19 protein-coding genes are annotated in these 21,878 nt (G+C 59.0%); 12 read left to right on the top strand and 7 right to left on the bottom strand.

The window, feature by feature from the left end:
- Positions 1-71: 71 nt before the first annotated feature.
- On the top strand, positions 72-1,307 hold the full coding sequence (locus CPY51_RS25950; protein ID WP_111163085.1) for an OpgC family protein: 1,236 nt from the start codon (positions 72-74) through the stop codon (positions 1,305-1,307).
- Positions 1,308-1,877: 570 nt separating this feature from the next.
- On the opposite strand, the gene CPY51_RS25945 is transcribed toward CPY51_RS25950, so the two are convergent.
- Complete coding sequence (locus tag CPY51_RS25945; protein WP_111163084.1) at positions 1,878-3,644, bottom strand: glucan ABC transporter ATP-binding protein/ permease; 1,767 nt, start codon at positions 3,642-3,644, stop codon at positions 1,878-1,880.
- Positions 3,645-4,030: 386 nt separating this feature from the next.
- Between CPY51_RS25945 and CPY51_RS25935 the strand changes: the two genes are divergently transcribed.
- Positions 4,031-4,771 carry a helix-turn-helix transcriptional regulator gene (locus CPY51_RS25935; protein ID WP_111163082.1) on the top strand — a complete coding sequence of 247 codons (741 nt, stop codon included), beginning with the start codon at positions 4,031-4,033 and terminating at the stop codon, positions 4,769-4,771.
- A gap of 115 nt (positions 4,772-4,886) precedes the next feature.
- The gene (pyc, locus tag CPY51_RS25930; protein WP_111163081.1) at positions 4,887-8,348 is read left to right on the top strand and encodes a pyruvate carboxylase; all 3,462 of its coding nucleotides are present in this window, start codon (positions 4,887-4,889) and stop codon (positions 8,346-8,348) included.
- A gap of 53 nt (positions 8,349-8,401) precedes the next feature.
- Here the strand turns inward: pyc and CPY51_RS25925 are convergent, their stop codons facing one another.
- The 4 genes from CPY51_RS25925 to CPY51_RS25910 form a co-directional block, all read right to left on the bottom strand.
- Positions 8,402-9,163, bottom strand: coding sequence for an amino acid ABC transporter ATP-binding protein (locus CPY51_RS25925; RefSeq protein ID WP_111163080.1), 762 nt, complete (start codon positions 9,161-9,163; stop codon positions 8,402-8,404).
- Positions 9,160-9,840 carry an amino acid ABC transporter permease gene (locus tag CPY51_RS25920; protein ID WP_111163079.1) on the bottom strand — a complete coding sequence of 227 codons (681 nt, stop codon included), beginning with the start codon at positions 9,838-9,840 and terminating at the stop codon, positions 9,160-9,162. Before CPY51_RS25920 ends, CPY51_RS25925 begins: the two co-directional genes overlap by 4 nt.
- A gap of 113 nt (positions 9,841-9,953) precedes the next feature.
- Complete coding sequence (locus tag CPY51_RS25915) at positions 9,954-10,727, bottom strand: amino acid ABC transporter substrate-binding protein (protein ID WP_111163239.1); 774 nt, start codon at positions 10,725-10,727, stop codon at positions 9,954-9,956.
- Positions 10,728-10,905: 178 nt separating this feature from the next.
- A complete protein-coding gene (locus CPY51_RS25910) occupies positions 10,906-11,775 on the bottom strand; it encodes a DMT family transporter (RefSeq protein WP_111163078.1) in 870 nt (289 codons plus the stop codon).
- 254 nt (positions 11,776-12,029) lie between these two features.
- Here CPY51_RS25910 and CPY51_RS25905 point away from each other — a divergent pair, with 254 nt between their 5' ends.
- Positions 12,030-13,220 carry an MFS transporter gene (locus tag CPY51_RS25905; protein ID WP_420820741.1) on the top strand — a complete coding sequence of 397 codons (1,191 nt, stop codon included), beginning with the start codon at positions 12,030-12,032 and terminating at the stop codon, positions 13,218-13,220.
- Between the two features lie 104 nt (positions 13,221-13,324).
- A complete protein-coding gene (gene ispG / locus CPY51_RS25900; RefSeq protein WP_111163076.1) occupies positions 13,325-14,578 on the top strand; it encodes a flavodoxin-dependent (E)-4-hydroxy-3-methylbut-2-enyl-diphosphate synthase in 1,254 nt (417 codons plus the stop codon).
- A 65-nt stretch (positions 14,579-14,643) separates the two neighbouring features.
- Here the strand turns inward: ispG and CPY51_RS25895 are convergent, their stop codons facing one another.
- Positions 14,644-15,558 carry a polyprenyl synthetase family protein gene (locus tag CPY51_RS25895; protein ID WP_111163075.1) on the bottom strand — a complete coding sequence of 305 codons (915 nt, stop codon included), beginning with the start codon at positions 15,556-15,558 and terminating at the stop codon, positions 14,644-14,646.
- Positions 15,559-15,779: 221 nt separating this feature from the next.
- On the opposite strand from CPY51_RS25895, the gene mtgA reads away from it, so the two are divergent.
- The 5 genes from mtgA to CPY51_RS25870 all read left to right on the top strand — a co-directional run bounded on the left by mtgA (position 15,780) and on the right by CPY51_RS25870 (position 18,840).
- Positions 15,780-16,445: a monofunctional biosynthetic peptidoglycan transglycosylase gene (gene mtgA / locus CPY51_RS25890; protein ID WP_420820740.1), complete on the top strand. Its 666-nt coding sequence runs from the start codon at positions 15,780-15,782 to the stop codon at positions 16,443-16,445.
- A 98-nt stretch (positions 16,446-16,543) separates the two neighbouring features.
- On the top strand, positions 16,544-17,266 hold the full coding sequence (locus CPY51_RS25885) for a DUF1868 domain-containing protein (RefSeq protein WP_111163074.1): 723 nt from the start codon (positions 16,544-16,546) through the stop codon (positions 17,264-17,266).
- A gap of 12 nt (positions 17,267-17,278) precedes the next feature.
- The gene (locus CPY51_RS25880; RefSeq protein ID WP_111163073.1) at positions 17,279-17,926 is read left to right on the top strand and encodes a glutathione S-transferase family protein; all 648 of its coding nucleotides are present in this window, start codon (positions 17,279-17,281) and stop codon (positions 17,924-17,926) included.
- 162 nt (positions 17,927-18,088) lie between these two features.
- Positions 18,089-18,274 carry a 50S ribosomal protein L32 gene (gene rpmF / locus CPY51_RS25875; protein ID WP_006724402.1) on the top strand — a complete coding sequence of 62 codons (186 nt, stop codon included), beginning with the start codon at positions 18,089-18,091 and terminating at the stop codon, positions 18,272-18,274.
- Positions 18,275-18,435: 161 nt separating this feature from the next.
- A complete protein-coding gene (locus tag CPY51_RS25870; protein WP_111163072.1) occupies positions 18,436-18,840 on the top strand; it encodes a hypothetical protein in 405 nt (134 codons plus the stop codon).
- Between the two features lie 62 nt (positions 18,841-18,902).
- Here CPY51_RS25870 and phaR read toward each other — a convergent pair whose 3' ends face one another.
- Positions 18,903-19,478 (bottom strand): polyhydroxyalkanoate synthesis repressor PhaR, encoded by a 576-nt coding sequence (phaR, locus tag CPY51_RS25865; RefSeq protein WP_111163071.1) that lies wholly within the window; start codon positions 19,476-19,478, stop codon positions 18,903-18,905.
- Positions 19,479-19,714: 236 nt separating this feature from the next.
- Here phaR and CPY51_RS25860 point away from each other — a divergent pair, with 236 nt between their 5' ends.
- Together CPY51_RS25860 and phbB are read left to right on the top strand one after the other, a co-directional pair.
- Positions 19,715-20,896: an acetyl-CoA C-acetyltransferase gene (locus tag CPY51_RS25860; RefSeq protein ID WP_111163070.1), complete on the top strand. Its 1,182-nt coding sequence runs from the start codon at positions 19,715-19,717 to the stop codon at positions 20,894-20,896.
- A gap of 79 nt (positions 20,897-20,975) precedes the next feature.
- Positions 20,976-21,701 carry an acetoacetyl-CoA reductase gene (gene phbB, locus CPY51_RS25855; protein ID WP_111163069.1) on the top strand — a complete coding sequence of 242 codons (726 nt, stop codon included), beginning with the start codon at positions 20,976-20,978 and terminating at the stop codon, positions 21,699-21,701.
- Positions 21,702-21,878 lie beyond the last annotated feature (177 nt).

Raw genomic sequence — 21,878 nt, 5'->3', positions numbered from 1 at the left:
TCGATCGCTGTGGCCAGAGGGGGAACCCTTTGGCCACAGTCGCGTTTGACAGCCGGAACAGGAGAGGATCGATGGCCCCCAATCCGAAGACCAGTACGATATCAACCGGCCAGAATGGTTTCTCCCGAACAGCCGAATGGCGCGACACGCGGCTGGATGTGCTACGGGCGCTGGCGCTGCTGGCGATTTTCATCAATCATGTTCCCGGCCAGATCTTCGAAAACCTGACCACCAAGAATTTCGGCTTCTCTGATTCCGCCGAGGCCTTCGTGCTGATTTCGGGCGTTTCGATCGGTCTTGCCTATGGCGGCCGCTTTACCCCCGGAAATCGCCTGGCGTCATCACTCAAGGCGGCAAGGCGGGCCTTCACTCTCTACATGGCCCATATGATCACGACGTTCATGACGCTGGCGCTGTTCATTTGCGGCGCATGGCTGTTCGCCAGACCGGGGCTGCTCTGCGAGATCAACATCCTGCCGGTGCTGACGAACCTCAAGGAAGGCATTCCTGCCCTGCTGCTTCTCGGCCATCAGATCGGCTACAATAACATCCTGCCAATGTACGGCGCACTCCTGCTGCTCGTCCCGTTCATCCTCCTGCTCGAAGCCTATAGCCCGCTGTTGCTGCTATTGGTATCTGGCAGCATCTGGTTTCTAGCCGGCGCCTACCAGATTGCTCCACACAACATGCTGCTCGACGGATATTGGTTCCTCAATCCTCTGTCTTGGCAGTTTCTCTTCGTCATCGGCATCGTCTGCATGATGCATGTGCGGCGCGGCGGCTCGCTGCCCCGCCATCCGGCTCTTCTCGCGCTGTCGGTGGCCTATATCCTCCTGTCGTTCGTCTGGGTCGTGTTCAAACTCTGGACTATCGGAAATATGCTCGCCGCCTCGGGGCTTCCGTTGGTGCTCGTTGGCTTCGACAAGACCTTCCTATCGCTGCCGCGTCTGTTGCACGTTCTGGCGCTCGCCTATCTCGTCGTCAACATCCCGGCAATATCCCACTGGCTGCGGAGGTCGTCCGACCATCCATTGACGATCCTCGGGCGGCATTCGCTGAATGTTTTTGCCGCAGGCACCATCCTGGCGATGGTCGGGCAGGTGATCCTCTATATCACCAACAACGACCATGTTGTCGGCCCACTTTATGTCGTCCTCGGCATTCTCATTCAGCTTGCCTACGCATCACATCTGGAACGCAAACGTCTGCTTGTCCGCGACGGCGTCAAGGCCGTCGGCCAGGCAAAGCCACTGGCAGTGCCGGTCGCGATAAGGGATGTCCGGAGCTTCAACAGGGAGCGTGGATAGCTTGCCGGCCACGCCGTCAAGCAACTGCTTTGGATTGGTGCCCGAGACGTTGCCACCTCAAAACTGAAGTCCTACATCGCTATCGCAAGGCGGACATAGACCATGGACCCCCGAGTGGTCCGTCGACAAGACGCAGGGGAACCCAGACTGCCGCGTCGCCAGCGACATTACCCTCAATCCGACCGACGGCAGCGACGCCTGATCCTGATAGGTTCAAGAACCTCCCGAAAAAGCCGCATCACTTTTGAGGCGGCTTTCTCTAAAGCTTTCAATCTCGCCGTTGCTCAAGCGGGTCACCCCGCGGATGCTGGGGGAGCCGTCCCCTTAGGGAAGGGCGGCGTCCACTCTTCTGGCGCCGCCATGGCGGGCTCGGCAAAGGTGACGTCGCCCGTTGGTTGGCTGCCGGTGTGGCGGGAGCCCCCGAACTCGGCGACTGACAGTACACTGGCATCCGTAAACTAGCGATATCTTGCCTAGGACGTTCAGCTCGAAGTCCATAAAGACGACAAAAGCCGGGAGAGCGATGCTCTTCCGGCTTTTTGCGTTGGGTCGGTGGTGAAAGTCCGGCGATCAGGCCGCTTCGGACGTGGCATGTGCCTTGCGGACTTCTTCGTCCGTCAGGATGCCGCTGGCGCGCAACAGGGCAGCGAAGCGGCCGTTGCTCTGGCTAAGCTCGTTGAAGCCGCCGTTCTCGATCACGCGACCGTCCTCGAGAAACAGTACGACATCGGCTTCGCGGACCGTCGACAGGCGATGGGCGATGATGAAGGTCGTGCGGTTCTGGCGCAAGTTGTCGATCGCCGCCTTGACGCGGTTTTCGGTTTCAACGTCGAGAGCACTCGTCGCCTCGTCAAGCACCAGGATCGGTGCGTCCTTCAAGATGGCGCGCGCGATCGCGATGCGCTGGCGCTCACCACCGGAGAGCTTGTTGCCACGCTCGCCGACGCGGGTGTCATAGCCCTCGTCGCGCGTCTCGATAAAGTCAGCAGCTGCAGCCGCCGTTGCTGCCTCCATCACTTCCTCTTCCGTGGCGCCTTCGCGGCCGAGACGGATGTTTTCGCTGATCGAGCGGTTCAGCAGGCCGGCATCCTGGAAGACGGTCGCGATGTTGCGACGCAGCGACTTGCGGGTCACCTTGGTGATGTCGGTTCCGTCCACAAGGATCTGGCCCTGCAGAGGATCGAAGACGCGCTGCAGCAGGTTCACCATCGTGGTCTTACCGGCACCGGTCGGGCCGACGATCGCAACCGTCTGGCCGGCCTTGACCGAAAAGTTGACGTCATGGAGGCCCTGCGACGTTTCGCCAAAGCCGAAGGAGACGTTGCGGAACTCGATCTCACCCTTGACGTCCTTGATCTCGGCGAGACCAGCAGGCTCTTCACGGTCGCGGACCGAGTCTTCAAGCGCGTAGAACTCAACCAGCTTGGCGCGGGCTTCGAAAATCTGGGTTGCGAAATTTCGCATCTGGTCCAGGCGGCCAATCAGAAGGTTGGCAAAGCCGATGAAGGCAATGACATCGCCGACGCGCAGGCTGCCGTCTTGGACAAGCATGGTGCCGATGATCAGGATGATCATCATTGCGATAGTCGACGCCATGCGGTTCAGGGCGCTGGCAAGGGCCCACCAGTCGAGCACAGGATACTGTGCAGCGAGCAGGCGGTCTGCAAACGACTTCAGCGCGCGTGTCTCCGCCTCGATCCGGTTGTAGCTATGCAGGACCGAGACGTTGCTGATGGAATCGCTGACATGCGAGAATACGTTGTGATAGTGGTCTTCAACCGAAGCCTGGCCGTCCTTGGTGCGGCTCATGACGACACGGCCAATCAGCCAATAGAGAATGCCGAGCACGACGAGGACGCCGGACAGCCGCATATCCATCGACATCGCGGTCGGGATCAAAAGGGCAAGAGCGACGACGGTCGACAGATGGTTGCGCATGCATTCGAGCCAAAGGCCGAAAAGGGTTTCGCAAGCGCGCAGCAGGGTGTGAAGCGCATTGGAGGTGCCGCGCTGGCTATGCCAGGACAGCGGCATGGAAATGATGCGACCGAAAGCCTCCGTCAGAAGCGTTGCCCGGCGGCCGTGTGCCAACCGGTCCGCTTCACGAGCCACGACCACAAAAGCGATGGTGTTGAAGACGGCAAAGGCTGCCCACATGATCAGGATGGGGCGAACGGTTTCTTTCGACGAAATCGCGTCTATGATGCGGCCGAACAGAATGGGTTCGGCAATCGTTATCACCGCCAGGACGACGTTAGCGAAGACGACCAGAGACACGCGGAGCTTATATGCGGCGAGATACTGCAAGGCTCTTGCGTAAACTTTGAATAGCGACACGTCGATACCTCATGTGCATCTGCAAAATACGGAATGTTGCGATGCTACAATTCGCTACCTGAACCGGCGATTAACGGAATCTGTACGCTGTTTTTCCTGCAGAATTATCCGGAAACATCCCTCAAGAGGGTTGGGAGTCGCGAGCTCTGCGCCTACAATCAGATTGTCGATGGTGCGGCCCGTTCTAATGCAGCGATTTCGACCGAAATATAGTTTGAAGTCGACTGCGAAATTTCGCAGAAACTGGTTGTTCGCTTTCGTCGCAATCGTCATGCTTGCGGCATGGCAGTTGTGGATTTTTCGTTGCGTATCAGGAGGAACGGACGATGGTTACGGACGGTATATTGCGGCACTGTTTCTAGATTATTGATTGCCAGGGGGTATATGTGAATATTCATTCGTTAATACAATTGCTTGTCGTCATCGAGGAGTGCAGGACAAGCGAGAACGTCGTTGCCGAGTTGGAGCGTGTGCTTCGTTCTTATAAATTCGACTTCTACGGCCTTCTGAAGCAGCCGAAGCCGAACTCCGATCCGATGAGCCTGGTGCTTGCCGGGCGTTGGCCTGAAAAATGGCCACATGTCTATATCGCCAAGAAATATGTGCTCATCGACCCCACCATCCGCTATCTTTCCCGAGCGCAACGGCCGTTTCGCTGGCGGGATACCGTAACAGCCTTCCGGGCGGATCCCCATCGCAGGCGCATGGAACAGATGATGGTGGACGGCCGCAATCACGGCCTGCTGGATGGCTATATCTTTCCGATCCACGGTCGGAACGGATTGCTCGGCAATATGACGCTTGGTGGAGACGTGGTCGATCTGTCACCGTCGGAGATGTCGCTTTTCGAGGCCATCGCGAAGAAAACCTTCTGGCGAATTCTCGAGCTCAAAGGCGATGCCGACGCTCTTGAGCAAGGGGCCGCCGCCGATACACGGATGACGAGACGCGAGATGGAGATATTGAATTATCTCGCGGATGGCCTGACCTCGATGGAAATCAGCAAATTGCTTTCGATCTCGAACCATACCGTGGATTGGTACATGAACGGCATCCAGGACAAGCTGAGGGCCAAGAACAGACAGCATATCGTGGCACTTGCCTTTCGATATGGCCTTATTTCCTGAGTGCAACATTTTTCCGCGGGAGACGCCCGAGGAAATTGAACTTCTTGTGACAAGACGTTAAGAATTTTCTTCGCGGGTGCAGCATGCCCGCATTCCGCGTGCTGAGGAGATCGCCTTGCCCATTTCCAAAATTCTGGTAGCCAACCGTTCTGAAATTGCCATTCGCGTCTTCCGCGCGGCCAATGAGCTCGGAATAAAAACGGTTGCCATCTGGGCTGAGGAAGACAAACTCGCGCTGCATCGCTTCAAAGCCGACGAAAGCTACCAGGTCGGACGCGGGCCGCATCTCGCCCGTGATCTCGGGCCGATCGAAAGCTATCTATCGATCGATGAAGTCATTCGCGTCGCCAAGCTCTCCGGCGCTGATGCCATCCATCCGGGATACGGATTGCTCTCTGAGAGCCCCGAATTCGTCGATGCCTGCAAGGAGGCCGGCATCATCTTCATCGGCCCGAAGGGCGATACGATGCGCCAGCTCGGCAACAAGGTGGCCGCCCGCAACCTGGCGATCTCGGTCGGCGTTCCGGTCGTTCCGGCAACAGATCCCCTTCCTGACGATATGGCAGTCGTTGCCAAGATGGCCGAAGAGATCGGCTATCCGGTCATGCTCAAGGCTTCCTGGGGCGGCGGCGGTCGCGGCATGCGTGCCATCCGCGATCCCAAGGATCTGGCCAAGGAAGTCACGGAAGCCAAGCGAGAGGCGATGGCAGCCTTCGGTAAGGATGAGGTCTACCTCGAAAAGCTTGTCGAGCGGGCCCGCCATGTCGAAAGCCAGATTCTCGGCGATACGCATGGCAACGTCGTTCATTTGTTCGAGCGCGATTGCTCGATCCAGCGGCGCAACCAGAAGGTCGTAGAACGCGCGCCGGCGCCCTATCTCAGCGACGCCCAGCGACAGGAGCTTGCTGCCTATTCGCTGAAGATCGCCGGCGCCACCGACTACATCGGCGCCGGCACGGTCGAATATCTGATGGATGCCGACACCGGCAAATTCTACTTCATCGAAGTCAATCCGCGCATCCAGGTCGAGCACACGGTGACGGAAGTCGTGACCGGCATCGACATCGTCAAGGCGCAGATCCATATCCTTGACGGCCATGCGATCGGCACGCCCGGCTCAGGTGTTCCAGAGCAAAAGGATATCCGCCTCAACGGTCATGCCCTGCAGTGCCGTATCACCACGGAAGATCCGGAGCATAATTTCATTCCGGACTACGGCCGCATCACCGCTTATCGCTCAGCTGCCGGTTTCGGTATTCGGCTCGATGGCGGGACAGCCTATTCCGGCGCGATCATCACGCGCTTCTACGATCCGCTGCTGGTCAAGGTCACCGCCTGGGCGCCGACGCCGGAAGAAGTAATCAGCCGAATGGACCGCGCGCTGCGCGAATTCCGCATTCGTGGCGTCGCGACCAACCTTACATTCCTCGAAGCAATCATCACGCATCCGAAATTCCTCGACAACACCTATACGACGCGCTTCATCGACACGACGCCGGAGCTCTTCCAGCAGGTGAAGCGACAGGATCGTGCCACCAAGCTCCTGACCTATCTTGCCGACGTGACCGTCAACGGCCATCCCGAGGCGCGCGGGCGACCGGCGCCGTCGTCGAAAATCGCCGAGCCTGTCCTGCCCTACATAGACAGCAAGATCCCCGACGGTACCAAGCAGCGCCTGGACAAGCTCGGGCCGAAGAAATTCGGCGAATGGATGCGCAACGAGAAACGCGTGCTGGTCACGGACACGACAATGCGCGACGGCCATCAGTCGCTGCTTGCCACCCGCATGCGGACATATGACATCGCGCAGGTTGCCGGCACCTATGCCCGGGCGCTACCGCAGCTGCTTTCGCTCGAATGCTGGGGTGGCGCGACGTTCGACGTCTCCATGCGTTTCCTCACCGAAGACCCCTGGGAGCGCCTGTCTCAGATCCGCGAAGGTGCGCCGAACCTGCTGTTGCAGATGTTGCTGCGCGGTGCCAACGGCGTCGGCTACACCAATTACCCTGATAATGTCGTCAAGTATTTCGTTCGCCAGGCGGCAAAGGGCGGCATCGATCTTTTCCGCGTCTTCGACTGCCTGAACTGGGTCGAGAACATGCGGGTGTCGATGGATGCGGTGATCGAGGAGAACAAGCTCTGCGAGGCAGCGATCTGCTACACCGGCGACATCCTCAATTCTGCTCGGCCCAAATACGATCTCAAATACTACACGGATCTTGCCGTCGAATTGGAAAAAGCCGGAGCGCACATCATCGCGCTGAAGGATATGGCGGGGCTGCTTAAGCCTGCCGCGGCGAAGATCCTGTTCAAGGCCCTGCGCGAGGCGACGAGCCTGCCGATCCATTTCCATACGCATGACACCTCAGGCATTGCGGCAGCCACGGTGCTGGCTGCGGTCGATGCCGGTGTCGATGCCGTCGATGCGGCGATGGATGCGCTGTCGGGCAACACCTCGCAGCCCTGCCTCGGTTCGATCGTCGAAGCGCTGAGCCGCACCGAGCGCGATCCGGGTCTCGACCCGGAATGGATCCGCCGCATCTCCTTCTATTGGGAGGCGGTTCGTCACCAGTACACGGCCTTCGAGAGCGACCTCAAGGGGCCGGCTTCGGAGGTCTACCTGCACGAAATGCCGGGCGGCCAGTTTACCAACCTCAAGGAACAGGCTCGCTCGCTAGGGCTCGAAAGCCGCTGGCATGAAGTGGCGCAGGCCTACGCCGACGCCAACCAGATGTTCGGCGATATCGTCAAGGTGACACCGTCCTCCAAGGTGGTCGGCGACATGGCGCTGATGATGGTAAGCCAGGACCTGACCGTCGCCGATGTCGTCAGCCCGGAAAGGGAAGTCTCCTTTCCGGAATCGGTCGTCTCGATGCTCAAGGGCGATTTGGGGCAACCGCCAAGCGGATGGCCGAAAGCGCTGCAGAAGAAGGCTCTGAAAGGCGAAAAGCCCTATACCGTGCGTCCGGGCTCGCTGCTGGCCGAGGCCGACCTCGATGCCGAGCGCCTTGAGATAGAAACGAAGCTCGAGCGCAAGGTCGACGATTTCGAGTTCGCCTCATACCTGATGTATCCGAAGGTCTTTACCGACTTCGCCTTTGCGGCCGATACCTACGGTCCGGTTTCGGCACTGCCGACGCTGGCTTATTTCTATGGACTGCCCGAAGGCGGCGAACTTTTCGCCGAAATCGAGAAGGGCAAGACGCTTGTCGTCGTCAACCAGGCAATGACCGCAACGGACGACAAGGGCATGGTCACCGTGTTCTTCGAGCTCAACGGCCAGCCGCGGCGCATCAAGGTGCCGGATCGTGCCCATGGCGCCGCGGGCGGTGCTGTTCGCCGCAAGGCTGAGACCGGCAACGCTGCCCAGGTCGGGGCGCCGATGCCGGGCGTGATTTCGCGCGTGTTCGTCTCGGCGGGACAGGTCATCAAAGCTGGCGATGTGCTGGTGTCGATCGAGGCGATGAAGATGGAGACGGCGCTGCACGCGGAGAAGGATGGCACGATCTCCGAAGTGCTGGTGCTTGCCGGTGACCAGATCGACGCGAAGGACCTGCTGGTCGTCTATAGCGCCTAATCGGGAAATATTTACTGCAATGATTGAAAGGGCGGCCGGATTGGCCGCCTTTTTCATATGTCGTAGCTGTGGCCGGCGTTGAGTGTCGAGATGAAGCGTTTGGTGCGCTCCTGTGTCGGCGCTCCGAAGATGCTGCGCGCGGACCCTGTCTCGACGACGCTGCCTGCTTCGAGAAACACAACATCGTTGGCTATCTTTGAGGCGAGCCTCAAGTCATGCGTCGCCATGACCATGGTCGTACCTTCGTTGGCAAGCCGGGCGAGCACGTCGACGACTTCAGCTGCGAGCTCCGGATCAAGCGCCGAAGTCGGCTCGTCGCAAAGCAGCACGCGCGGGGAGGGGGCCAACGCCCGGGCGATGGCGACACGCTGTTGCTGGCCGCCTGACAATGTCGATGGCCAGGCATCCGCCTTGTGCGCCATGCCGACCTTGGTCAGCAGTTCCATTGCATGCTGTCGCGCCCTGTCTGTCGGCCACCGAAGGACCGTCACCAGGCCCTCCATGACGTTCTCGATGGCTGTCTGGTGCGGGAAGAGCTGGAAATTCTGAAAAACCATGCCGGTCTGGCGGCGTATCTTCTGGATCGCCTGCCACCCGGTCTTCTGGCCGGGTTTGAAGCTCTGTTCGGCCTCGCCGATACGTATCGTCCCCGATGTCGGGATTTCTAGCAGGTTGATACAGCGCAGTAACGTGCTCTTGCCGCCGCCGGAAGGGCCGACGAGAGCTGTGACATTGCCCTCTGGAATCCGGAGAGTGATGTCCTTCAGGATAACCGCGTCGCCGAAGCGCTTCTCGATGTTCGACAGTTCGATCATGCGCGCGTCTCCAGCATGCCGCCATAGCGGGCAAAGCGACGTTCAAGGCGCACCTGCAATGTAGAGAGCACCGAACTCAGGGCCAGATAGAGCAAGGCCGCCTCGATATAGAGGATCAGCGGTTCATAGGTCGTAGCGACGATGCGCTGCGCCGCCTGGAAAAGCTCCGGCACGGTGATCGCGGCTGCCAGCGACGTGTCCTTAACCAACGAAATGAAGGTGTTCGACAGCGGAGGCACGGCGACGCGGGCGGCCTGCGGAAGGATGGTCCGCTGCATCGCCTGGCGCCAGCTCATACCGATCGAATAGGCCGCTTCCCACTGACCCTTCGGCACGGAGGAGATGACGGCACGTATGATCTCCGAGGTGTAGGCGCCGATATTCAGCGTGAAGCCGATCAGGGCTGCTGGAAAGGCATCTAGCAGGATCCCGATGCTGGGCAGGCCGTAGAAGATAACGAAGAGCTGCACCAGCAGCGGCGTCCCTCGGATGACCCAGACGTAGAAGCGGGCAATGGCCGAGACCGGCTCCGGACCGAAGAGGCGTGCAATGGCCGTAATCAATCCCAGCGTCAGGCCGAGGACGAAGGACAAAAGGGTCAGCGGGATCGTGAAGATCAAGCCCGCCCAGACAAGGGGCCAGAACGAATCCGCCATCAGAGTGAGCCAATGCGGCACGGAGGTCCCTTTCGATAAGAGAATGCGCCCAGGGCAACCCGGACGCATTCAACACAAGTCATTGGTCATTACACGCTAGAGAGAAGCAAGGCAAAATCGCTTATTGGTGGCGATTACTTCGAGACGTCCTGGCCAAAGTACTTCTGCGAAATCTTCTCGTAGGTGCCGTCCTTCTTGATTTCGGCGAGAGCCTTGTTGAGAGCCGCGAGCAATTCCGGCTCGTCCTTGCGGATGATGGCTGCCGAATAATCGGCATTCGACTGCTGCGCGACAATCTTCACAGGCGCGTCCGGCTTGTGCTTCTTGAAGTCGAGGAAGGAGAGGCTGTCGTTGATCGTTGCGTCTGCGCGCTTTGTCAGCACGAGCTGGATCGATTGGTCGAAGCCGTCGGTACCGACCAGCTCGGCGCCGGATTTTTCAGCGAGCTTGCCAAAATTGCTGGTCAGCGACTGTGCCGACTTCTTGCCCTTCAGATCAGCGAAATCCTTGATGCTAGCGTCGTCATCACGAACGATGAGAACGGCCTTGGAGGCGATATAGGGCTCGGAGAAATCATACTTCTGCTTGCGTGCGTCGGTGATGCCGACCTCGTTGATGACGGTGTCGTAGCGCTTGCTGTCGAGACCGGCGATCAGGCCGTCCCACTTGCCTTCGAGGAACTGCGGCTTGACGCCGAGCCTCTGGGCGATCGCTTCGGCGATCTCGACGTCGAAGCCGACGAGCTTGCCGCTGTCGTCATGGAACGTGAATGGTGCGTAGGTACCTTCCGTGCCGATCTTCAGGACGCCGGCGGACTTGACGGCCTGCAGGTTTTCGCCGGCATGGGCGGGCAGGGAAATAGCGGCCTGAACGAGTGCTACGGCGGCGAAGGTCTTCAACCAATTCATTGTCATGTTCCGTTTCTTCAGAGGTCGATGGATCGATGGCAAATACATCGCAGAAAAACGGATGCCGCGAAGCGTCGAAAACTGCAAAACAAATGGGCAAATGCGAATATTATTCTCAAAGCTGCAGTGCGAGCATGTTTTTTCGGTAACTGAATGTTTGGGACGGTCGCAGACTCGCTTAAACTGGTACGCGGCGCCGGATGCGCTCGCTGACGATGATGATGGCGCCGGCACTGAGAATGAGAATGGCGCCAAGGAAAACATTTTGCCTGGGGATGTCGCCCCAGACGAGGTAGCCGAGGACAAACGCCCAGACCAGCGAGGTGTATTCGAATGGCGCCAGCACTGAAACCGGTGCCTGTCGCATGCCTTCAAACAGGGTAAATTGCGCAATACCGGCGATGATGCCGGTGGCGCAAAGCAGGATCAGCTCGTGAACACCAGGCGTCTTCCAATGAAGAAACGTCATTGTCCCAGTCATCAGGACGAACATCACGTTCGAAACCGCCATCTGGATCAGGCTCTTTTCGTGCAGCGCGGTCTTGCGCAAGAGTACCATGCCGGTTGCCCAGAGCACCGCCGCCTGCAATGCGAGGTAAACCGGCCACGAGATCGTCAGGCCGATTGGATTGGAGGCAATAATGACTCCGCAGAAACCGACACCTACAGCCATCCAGCGGGCGAACGTGACCTTTTCCTTCAGGACGATGGTCGCGAGTATCGTACCGACGATCGGCGCGGCGTAGTAGAGGGTCGTTACTTCGGCAAGCTGGAGGTATCTGGCTGCAGAATAATAGGAGATCCAGGCGACAAGCAGCAGGATGCTCCGCACGATCATCGGCTTTATGATCGGCGAGCGAGCGACCTTTCTTGCGAGCGACGGCCCTTCGAACAGGAAGCAGCCGGCGAGAATGGTCACGCTGCGGAAGAACAGGATCTGCCATACGGGAATTGTCACCACGAGCAACTTGATCGTTGCGTCATGGACGGTGAAAAGCATATAGGCGAAACTGGTGAGCAGAATGCCGTAGCCGACTTGGTTTTTCACGGGGGAGCACCACGGAGACGCAGGTCGCGCCGATTCATTGAAGGTTCAAGCGATAAGAGCCGATGTTTTCTTCGTCAATAGCTGCGGTTGACGGTTGGTCCCTAAATTCGGAATTCAGTGCATTGCTGTTGCGCGGCGCCTTATTTTTAACACCCCGAGACGAAACGTGACCGAGCGCGGCATTGGACCTTCTTGCAAATTCAATCGATTTAAATATGGTGCGGCGGCCTTGAGAGGACAGATTTATGGACGAAATGAAGCCAGCCCGCATTGTTCAGTCTGAAAAGAGTGGATTTTTCACGAAGTCGCGCGCGGCCGTTTCGCTGCTCTTTTTGATGAACGGGTTCACGGTCGGTTGCTGGGCGCCGAAAATTCCGGAGTTTGCCGAGCGTCTTCAGCTAAGCAAGTTCGAGCTTGGGTTGATGATCCTCTGCTTTGGTATCGGCTCGCTGGTCATGATGCCGCTCGCTGGCGCGCAGATCGCGGGGCGCGGCTCGAAGATCGTCGTCAAGGTGACGGGCGTCCTGCTCTTGCCCATCCTGATTGCCCTGACGGTCGCGCCCGATGTCTTGACCGGCGCCGTCGCCCTGTTTCTGTTCGGCGGTTTCGTCGGCGCCATGGATGTGGCGATGAACGCCAATGCGGTTGCGGTGGAGAAATCCATGCGCCGCGCGATCATGTCCTCGTGTCATGCTTTCTGGAGCCTCGGCGGGCTCATTGGCTCCGCACTCGGCGGCTTCCTGATCTCGCACATGGGCGTGCTTGGGCATGCGGAGGTGGCGACCGTTCTATCCGTCGTCTTCCTTGCGGTTGCGTGGCCGATGATATTCAGCGATCAGCCGCATCCGGACGAAAAAAAGCCGAAGGCGCGTCTGCCGCTCATTCCGCTGCCGTGGTTGCTTGGCATAATGGCGCTGTTCTGCATGGTGCCGGAGGGAGCGGTACTCGACTGGGGCGCTCTTTATCTTCGTCAGGAACTCGGTGCCAGCGTCACCCTGTCGGGCTTCGGCTTTGCGGCATTCTCGCTCACCATGGCGGTCATGCGTTTCGGCGGGGATCTGATCCGCGATCGGCTGGGTGCGGTGAAGACGCTCCGGGTATCCACGATTTTCGCCATCGCCGGTATGCTCATGGCAAGCTTGTCGTCGGACGCCGCGATCGCCATTCTCGGCTTCGCGCTTTGTGGTATCGGCATTTCCAATATGGTGCCGATCGCTTTTTCCGCAGCTGGCAATATCCCGGGCCTGCAGCCGGGCATCGGCATCTCTGTTGTGACGACCATGGGCTATTCCGGCATGTTGGTCGCGCCGTCTGCCATCGGTTTCGCGGCCGAGCATATCGGGTTTGCGGCCGTCTTCATGATGCTTCCGGTCCTTCTTTTGATTGTCCTCGCTCTATCGAGCCTCGCGCGCTTTGCCGACGGCTTTGGCGGGATCGCGCATTGAGACTGTTCATCGCCAAGCAAAAGTGATGCCCGGAACGGTTGACAAGACAAGCGTCGTGATCCACCTGAAGGGCATCCATTTCCGAGGCTAGCGAAGAGCTTTTCATGTTGTCAGCCAGTGATTTTGATCCGAAGCCGCGCCGTTCCTCCGTCGCCGTCGATGTCGGCGGCGTGATCGTCGGCGGTGGCGCGCCCGTGGTCGTGCAATCCATGACCAATACCGACACCGCCGATATCGACGCGACGGTGGCCCAGGTGGCCGCGTTGTTCAAGGCCGGGTCCGAATTGGTGCGGATCACCGTCGACCGCGACGAGAGCGCGGCTGCAGTGCCGAAAATCCGCGAGCGCCTGTTGCGGCTCGGCCTGGATGTGCCGCTTGTTGGCGACTTTCACTACATCGGCCATAAGCTGCTGGCCGATCATCCGGCCTGCGCCGAAGCGCTGGCAAAATACCGGATCAATCCGGGCAACGTCGGTTTCAAGGACAAGAAGGACAAGCAGTTTGCCGAGATCGTCGAGATGGCGATCCGCTATGACAAGCCGGTGCGCATCGGCGTCAACTGGGGCTCGCTCGACCAGGATCTCTTGACCGCCTTGATGGACAAGAACCAGGCGGAAGGTTTTCCGCTTTCGGCCCGCCAGGTCACCCGCGAGGCGATCGTGCAGTCGGCGTTAATTTCCGCAAATCTTGCGGAGGAGATCGGCCTGGCGCGCAACCGCATCATCCTCTCGGCCAAGGTCAGCCAGGTGCAGGACCTCATTGCCGTCTATTCGATGATCGCAGACCGCTCCGACCATGCGCTGCACCTCGGGCTCACCGAAGCCGGCATGGGCACCAAGGGTATCGTCGCCTCTTCGGCAGCGATGGGCTATGTGCTGCAACACGGTATCGGCGACACCATCCGCGTCTCGCTTACACCGGAGCCGAACGGCGACAGGACCCGTGAAGTGCAGGTGGCGCAGGAAATCCTGCAGGTCATGGGCTTTCGACAATTCGTGCCGGTCGTTGCCGCCTGTCCCGGCTGCGGGCGGACCACGTCCACCGTCTTCCAGGAACTGGCGCAGAACATCCAGAACGATCTTCGCAAGAACATGCCGGTATGGCGTGAGAAGTATCCCGGCGTCGAGGCACTGAACGTCGCCGTCATGGGCTGCATCGTCAACGGCCCCGGCGAAAGCAAGCACGCCGACATCGGCATCTCGCTTCCCGGCACCGGAGAAAGCCCGGCCGCGCCGGTTTTCATCGATGGCCAGAAGGCGATGACGCTTCGCGGTCCGAACATTGCGTCCGATTTCGAAGCCCTCGTTGCCGACTATATCGAAAAACGCTTCGGCCAGAAGAGCGTCGCGGCTGAATGAGCCGCTAATAGTCGCTCTGAAAGATATATCCTCCGCCACAGCCTGACCGGCCGATCGGGCGTCGATCAGTTTTTGCGGCTGGCGACGAAGCGGGCTGCTGCAATCAGCGCGGAGGCTTTCTCGCCAAATGGCGCGAGAAGCTCGGTTGCTTCCTGCACCTGCCGGGCCAGGGCGGCTTCGACCCATTTCTGGCCGTGGAGCGAGACAAGCGTGCCCTTGCCGCGGGCAGCGTCCTTACCGGTGGCCTTGCCCATCGTGGCAGCGTCAGCGGTCAGGTCTAGGAGGTCGTCGGCCAGCTGGAATGCGAGACCTATCTTTTCGCCGAATGCGGACAGGCGTGCGCGGATCTCATTGTCCGCCCCGGCTATAATGGCGCCGGCCTCGCAGCCAAATCGGATCAATGCGCCGGTTTTCATCGCTTGCAGGGTCATGATGCCCTGTTCGTCCGGGGTGTCTTTCTCGGCGGCAAGATCGAGCGCCTGGCCGCCGGCCATTCCACCGATGCCGGAGGCGCGCGCGAGCGCCAGCACGAGTTCTATCTTTTGCGCGGGAGGTAGCGCTGTTTCCGGCGCTGCTATGATATCGAAGGCATAGGTGAGGAGGCTATCGCCGGCCAGGATGGCGGTGGCTTCATCGTATGCGATATGAACGGTCGGCTTGCCGCGGCGCAGGTCATCGTCATCCATGGCAGGCAGGTCGTCGTGGACGAGCGAGTAGCAATGGACGCATTCGAGTGCGGCTCCTATCCGCAACGCTGCGTCTGCGTCACCGCCGAGGAGTGCAGCACTTTCGATGACCAGAAATGGCCGCAGCCGCTTGCCGCCGTTGAGGACGCCGTGGCGCATCGCTGCCAGAAGCGACGCAGGGCGCGCCCGTTCACCACCAAGGCAGGTGTCGGCCAGCAGCAGGGCGAGCATGGCCTCGACCTTTATGGCATTATCCCTAAGACGATGTTCGAATTGAGCGGTTCGGCTATCCATGCCGCTGTTTCGCACGAGCGCTTGCCGCTGGCAACGGGATTGTCAACAGGGGCGAGCCAGATTCCGCCGCTGCTCTGGTCATTGGCTAATACACGCAGTATGACAACGAGCGTGGGACAGCGACAGGCTTGCGGGAATTGGACATATCGACCGACAGCGAGGCGGAGGAGGCCGAAATGCCACGGCGACGCAGTCGATTGGCGTTGCTGAACGGCCGTCCGATGTGGCAGCGGGTATTGATCGTCCTCATAGCATTTCTTCTTCTGCCCTATCTCCTTATCGTCCTCTACGTGCTTCCCTTCGTCCATCCCGTTTCGACGTTGATGATGCGTGACGTCGTTATGCTGCGGGGCTACGACCGCCGCTGGGTGTCGCTGGATGACATCGCGCCGGTTCTAGTGCAATCGGTCATGACGTCGGAAGATGGCCAATTCTGCTTCCACGGCGGCGTCGACTGGGGCGAGATGAGGATGCTGGCCACCGATGCCCTGCGCGGCCAGTCGACGCGGGGCGGGAGCACCATCCCGATGCAGACGGCAAAGAACCTGTTCCTCTGGAACGGCCGTTCCTTTGTTCGCAAGGCGCTTGAGCTGCCGCTTGCTGTCACCGCCTCCTTCGCATGGTCCAAGCGGCGAATGATGGAAAACTATCTCAACATTGCCGAATGGGGCCCTGGAATTTATGGGATCGAGGCCGCCTCCCGCTATCATTTCAAAATTCCGGCATCGAAGCTCTCGGCGCGGCAGGCGGCCCTTCTCGCCGTGTCGCTTCCCAATCCGATCGATCGGGTCGCCAGCAAGCCGGGTCGCGGGCTGCGGCAGCTTGCCTCGCTGATCCAGAGGCGGGCACAGGGTTCCGGCGAGTACATCAAATGTCTTTATGACTGACATCATAACTTGTCGTTCGATCGTCGGGCTGTCATCTGGCATTCTTGCGGATGACGTAATTGGCAGATCTCCTTCCAATCAACGACCGGATATGCCCTATGAGCGTCGCCTCCCTCTCGCCCGATCTGCTGAAATATTCCAAAAGCCGCCACCCGGAACCGCCGCCGCATCTCGGCACGCGTTACGACGTGTCGGGTGAATTTCAATACGAGCCGGGCAATACGATCATCTGCCACGTGGTCGAGGGTTCGCGGACACAGGAAGTCCTGATCGACGCGCGAGCGAGGTTTCTGGCAATGCCGGAAGCCGCGAGACTTACATTCACACCGATTTCCAGCCTGCATATGACGCTGTTCCAGGGCATCATCGAATATCGGCGCAAACCGCTCTTCTGGCCCGCTGGTCTTCCATACGACACCTCGATCGACGAGATGACCGACGTCATGCTGGAGCGTCTAAGTGCGTTTCCATCGCAGGACCCGTTCAAGGTTGCCGTGACGCATGCAAGGCCAACGGGGCTGATGGTGGAGGGTGCCACGGGAGCGGACCGGCGCATAATGCGCTCGTGGCGCGACGCTTTTGCTGACCTTCTCGGCTACCGCCACCCCGACCACGATGAATATGCTTTTCACATCACCTTTGACTATGTGATCGAACGGCTGGAAGATGAAGCGCTGCCGCGCTGGCAACAGATGCTGGACGAGGTTGCAGCCGATATTCGGGAGCGCAGCCCAATCCTCGAGCTTCAACCGCCGGCGTTCTGCTCGTTCGACGACATGAACCATTTCGAAGAGCTGCTGGTATTCGATTTCAAGCCCTGACAGGATAGGACGATGGACAAACTAACCCTCTATATCGGTAACAAGAACTATTCCTCGTGGTCGTTCCGGCCATGGTTGGCGATGGAGGGTTGCGGGATAGATTTCGAGGAAGTGCTCATTCCGTTTGACTTTCCGTCGGGCAATCCGCGCTTCCAGTCAATATCGCCGACAGGGCGGGTGCCGGTCTTGCACCATGGCAATATCAGGGTCTGGGAATCGCTTGCCATCATCGAATATGTCGCCGAGTTGTTTCCGGAGGCGGGCCTCTGGCCGCGCGATCGGGCTCAACGGGCGCAGGCACGTTCAATCTCAATGGAGATGCTGTCGGGCTTCCGGGCACTGCGCAATGCATGCCCGATGAACCTTCGCCGGCCGAAGAGGCGGATCGCGCTACCGGATGGCGTCATGGCCGATGTGGTGCGCACCGAAACGATCTGGCGCGACATGCGCGAGCATTCCGGCGGTCCTTTCCTCTTCGGCGCGTTCTCGGCGGCCGACGCAATGTTTGCCCCGGTCGTCAATCGTCTCGAGACATATGAGCTGGTGACGGCTGCCGATACGCTGAGCTATATGGCTGCAATGAAGGCGCACCCCGCGTGGAGGAAATGGCAGACGGCCGCCCTCGAAGAAAGCTGGGTCGTTCCCGAGGACGAAGCCTAGGGGTGCAATCGCTCGGCAAAAAATGTGCCGAGGGACTGGTCAAACTGCGAAGAGCCATGTATAGCAGCGCAAAATTTGCGAAATCAATGCGTGGATGCATGTCCGGTTTCGGTCGCCTAGCCGTCCGACATCATGCTTCTTGCGTCAAGTGGAGTAACGAGAATGGCTGTACCTAAAAGAAAAACGAGCCCCTCCAAGCGTGGCATGCGCCGCTCGGCTGACGCTCTGAAGGCATCGACCTACGTCGAAGACAAGAACTCCGGCGAACTGCGCCGTCCGCACCATATCGATCTGAAGACCGGTATGTATCGCGGCCGCCAGGTTCTGACGCCGAAGGAAAGCGCGTAATTCTTTAGCGCCTGTCGAGAATTAAGCATTGAGGCTGGCTTCGCGCCGGCCTTTTTGTTTTTCCAGATTGTTGGCACTAGATCGCATGCATTCCAACTTGCGATAACTTGGTCTATGACTTGCGGCTAATGTCTCGATCCCTGAAGGGAGTCCTGCCGACCATGATTGCCGCCTTTCCGTTAATGATCATCCCGTTCGTGCTCTATAACCTCGCTATGCTGGGATTGATGGGCAGCGGTGGGATCGTGGCGCTCAACAATGACGTCATTGTTTTGTCCATGCTATCAGGCGCGATGTGGAGCATGGCGCTCGGCGACCTTTTCATCGTCATCGCCCTCGTGCTGCTGTTCTTCGAGATTTTGAAGGCGACGCGCAATGTCGGCTCGCTTGGCAATCACATGCTGTCGATGTTGGTCTTCATCGCTTTTCTGGTGGAATTCCTGCTTGTGCGGGATGCGGCGACGCAGATTTTCTTCATCCTGATGACCACCGCCTTTATCGACGTCATCGGTGGGTTCGCCGTTTCGATCCGCACTGCCGGGCGGGATGTCTCGATCGGTCTATAAAAGAGAAATGACCGCAGCTCGCGCCGCGGTCAAAATACAACTTGCTGCCAAAATCGGCCCGATCAGAGGCTGTCGAGCTTGCTCTGCAATGCGCGCAATTGCTCTTTCAGTTCATCGATATCCTTGGCTTCGGCCTTTCGGCTCTCCTTCACCACCGGCGGTTTCATGAATGGCGAAAACATCTGCATCGCCTGCTGAAACATGTCGGTGTTGCGGCGCACCTGCTCCTCCACCATCTGGATCGGCAGTGCCAGGTTCTTGGTAAGCGGCGTCTCACCGAAGGCGCGATTGATCTGTTCGCGCATCTGGACCTGCTGCTCGGTAAAAGCTTTCATCGAATGTTCGAGAAAGCTCGGCACCACCATCTGCATCTGGTCGCCGTAATATCCGATCAGCTGCCGCAGGAATGAAATCGGCAGCAGCGTATTGCCGGTCTTCGATTCCTGTTCGAATATGATTTGCGTTAAAACAGAATGCGTTATGTCGTCGCCGCTTTTGGCATCCTGAACATTGAACTCCTCCCCCTTCTTCACCATTTCCGCCAGGTCGTCCAGCGTGACGTATGTGCTGGTGCCCGTATTGTAGAGCCGGCGGTTGGCATATTTCTTTATTACGATCTGGCCCTCGTTTTTTGCCATTATCAGTCTCCTAACCCCGTCTGATTGTATGGATACTCCTCCATTGACAAGTGTAGACGCAAAGGAAGGCCGGTGACAATCGCTTTGTGCAATGCGGCAAGCCCTTTCTAAGGATTGCGTTTTTCGTTTGTTAGTGCAGCGGAATGAAATCCTTGCAGTTGAAATTCTTGTCGTTTGACTTGAGCTTCAAGCTTTGTCAGTTTCGGCGCCAATGGTCAGCAATCGAGGAGGCTTCCATGAGCAATCCATCCATCGTCGTCGCAAGTGCAGCCCGCACCGCTGTCGGCTCTTTCAACGGGGCCTTCGGGTCGATTCCGGCACATGAACTCGGCGCCGCGGCGATCAAGGGTGCGCTGGAGCGCGCCGGCGTCGATCCAAACGAGGTCGACGAAGTGATCCTTGGACAGGTGCTTCAGGCTGCCGAAGGACAAAACCCTGCACGGCAGGCTGCGATGAAGGCGGGTGTGCCGAAGGAAGCGACAGGCTGGAGCGTCAACCAGCTTTGCGGTTCGGGGCTTCGTGCCGTTGCGCTCGGCATGCAGCAGATCGCCATGGGAGACGCCAGGATCATCGTTGCCGGCGGGCAGGAATCGATGTCGATGGCGCCGCATGCGGCCAATCTGCGTTCCGGCACCAAGATGGGCGACATGAAGATGGTCGACACCATGATCAAGGACGGGCTGACGGACGCCTTCTATGGCTATCACATGGGCATTACGGCGGAGAATATTGCGCGTCAGTGGCAGCTTTCGCGCGAGGATCAGGATCAGTTTGCCGTCAGTTCGCAGAACAAGGCGGAAGCTGCACAGACAGCCGGACGCTTCAAGGACGAGATCGTCCCGTTCCTCGTCAAGGGCCGCAAGGGAGATATCACCGTCGACACGGATGAATATATCCGTCACGGCGCGACGCTTGAGGGAATGGCGAAACTTCGTCCAGCGTTCGACAAGGACGGCACGGTCACCGCAGGTAATGCTTCCGGTCTCAATGACGGTGCTGCGGCAACGGTCCTGATGACCGAGGCAGAGGCCTCTCGTCGCGGCATCCAGCCGCTTGCTCGGATCGTTTCCTGGGCAACAGCCGGCGTCGATCCGCAAATCATGGGAACCGGGCCAATCCCGGCATCCCGGAAGGCGCTTGAAAAAGCTGGCTGGTCGGTTAGCGATCTCGATCTCGTCGAGGCAAACGAAGCGTTCGCGGCTCAGTCTTGTGCCGTCACCAGGGAATTGGGGTTGGATCCTTCGATCGTCAACGTCAACGGCGGCGCCATCGCGATCGGTCATCCGATCGGCGCGTCCGGCGCCCGAGTGCTCAATACGCTGCTGTTCGAAATGAAGCGCCGTGGCGCAAAGAAAGGGCTTGCCACGCTGTGCATCGGCGGCGGCATGGGGGTTGCCATGTGTTTCGAGGCGCTTTGAATAGCGTGCAATCCATGTTTCAATACAGTGCGCGCTGCGCCGAGTTCGTAGCGGGGCCAAAAAATAAGGGGAGCGGAACATGAGCAGAGTAGCCCTCGTCACCGGTGGCACCCGTGGTATCGGCGCGGCGATCGCGATGGCACTCAGAAATGCCGGGTACAAGGTCGCGGCGACCTATGCCGGAAATGACGAGAAGGCTCAAGCCTTTCACGGCGTGACCGGAATTGCGGTCTATCGCTGGGACGTCACCGACTACGATGCCTGCGGAGCGGGCATTGCCAAGGTCGAAGCCGAGCTTGGGCCGGTGGAAATCCTTGTCAACAATGCCGGTATCACGCGGGATGCAATGTTCCACAAGATGACGCCGCAGCAATGGCATGAGGTGGTCAACACCAACCTCAGCGGGCTCTTCAACATGACCCATCACGTGTGGTCGGGGATGCGTGACCGCAGCTTCGGCCGCGTCATCAACATCTCCTCGATCAATGGACAGAAGGGCCAGATGGGGCAGGTGAATTACTCGGCCGCCAAGGCCGGCGATCTCGGCTTCACCAAGGCGCTTGCGCAGGAAGGAGCTTCGAAAAACATCACCGTCAACGCAATATGCCCGGGCTATATTGCAACGGAAATGGTGCTGGCCGTGCCTGAGAAGGTGATGAAGGAACGCGTTCTCCCGCAGATTCCAATCGGCCGGATTGGAGATCCTGAAGAGATCGCGCGTTGCGTGGTGTTCCTCGCGGCAGACGATGCCGGGTTCATTACGGGGTCGACTATCACCGCCAACGGCGGTCAATTCGTCGTCTAGCCGACCGATCGGTCAGTCTCGGTTGGGTCGTCCAGTGCGCACTTTTACCGGAACTGGGCGAAGAGCCATGCTGCGCTGTTTTTCAGCGATGGTTGCCAGGGCTGCTGATATGAGCGCCGCGGCGAGGAGAGCGACCGCTGCGATATTTGTGACTGTCTCGGCCATATGCCGGTCCTT

Source organism: Arminella tubonensis (genome assembly GCF_003240585.1).
GTDB lineage: Bacteria > Pseudomonadota > Alphaproteobacteria > Rhizobiales > Rhizobiaceae > Rhizobium > Rhizobium tubonense.
Note: the sequence above shows the minus strand (reverse complement) of the source record. Positions and strands in the feature narration are given on the sequence as shown.

Coding starts and splice junctions, on each gene's coding strand:
- CPY51_RS25950 (WP_111163085.1), top strand. CDS start 72: ATGGCCCCCAATCCGAAGACCAGTACGATATCAACCGGCCAGAATGGT.
- CPY51_RS25925 (WP_111163080.1), bottom strand. CDS start 9,163: ATGATCGAACTGTCGAACATCGAGAAGCGCTTCGGCGACGCGGTTATC.
- CPY51_RS25915 (WP_111163239.1), bottom strand. CDS start 10,727: ATGAATTGGTTGAAGACCTTCGCCGCCGTAGCACTCGTTCAGGCCGCT.
- CPY51_RS25905 (WP_420820741.1), top strand. CDS start 12,030: ATGAAGCCAGCCCGCATTGTTCAGTCTGAAAAGAGTGGATTTTTCACG.
- ispG (WP_111163076.1), top strand. CDS start 13,325: ATGTTGTCAGCCAGTGATTTTGATCCGAAGCCGCGCCGTTCCTCCGTC.
- CPY51_RS25895 (WP_111163075.1), bottom strand. CDS start 15,558: ATGGATAGCCGAACCGCTCAATTCGAACATCGTCTTAGGGATAATGCC.
- mtgA (WP_420820740.1), top strand. CDS start 15,780: ATGTGGCAGCGGGTATTGATCGTCCTCATAGCATTTCTTCTTCTGCCC.
- CPY51_RS25885 (WP_111163074.1), top strand. CDS start 16,544: ATGAGCGTCGCCTCCCTCTCGCCCGATCTGCTGAAATATTCCAAAAGC.
- CPY51_RS25880 (WP_111163073.1), top strand. CDS start 17,279: ATGGACAAACTAACCCTCTATATCGGTAACAAGAACTATTCCTCGTGG.
- rpmF (WP_006724402.1), top strand. CDS start 18,089: ATGGCTGTACCTAAAAGAAAAACGAGCCCCTCCAAGCGTGGCATGCGC.
- CPY51_RS25870 (WP_111163072.1), top strand. CDS start 18,436: ATGATTGCCGCCTTTCCGTTAATGATCATCCCGTTCGTGCTCTATAAC.
- phaR (WP_111163071.1), bottom strand. CDS start 19,478: ATGGCAAAAAACGAGGGCCAGATCGTAATAAAGAAATATGCCAACCGC.
- CPY51_RS25860 (WP_111163070.1), top strand. CDS start 19,715: ATGAGCAATCCATCCATCGTCGTCGCAAGTGCAGCCCGCACCGCTGTC.
- phbB (WP_111163069.1), top strand. CDS start 20,976: ATGAGCAGAGTAGCCCTCGTCACCGGTGGCACCCGTGGTATCGGCGCG.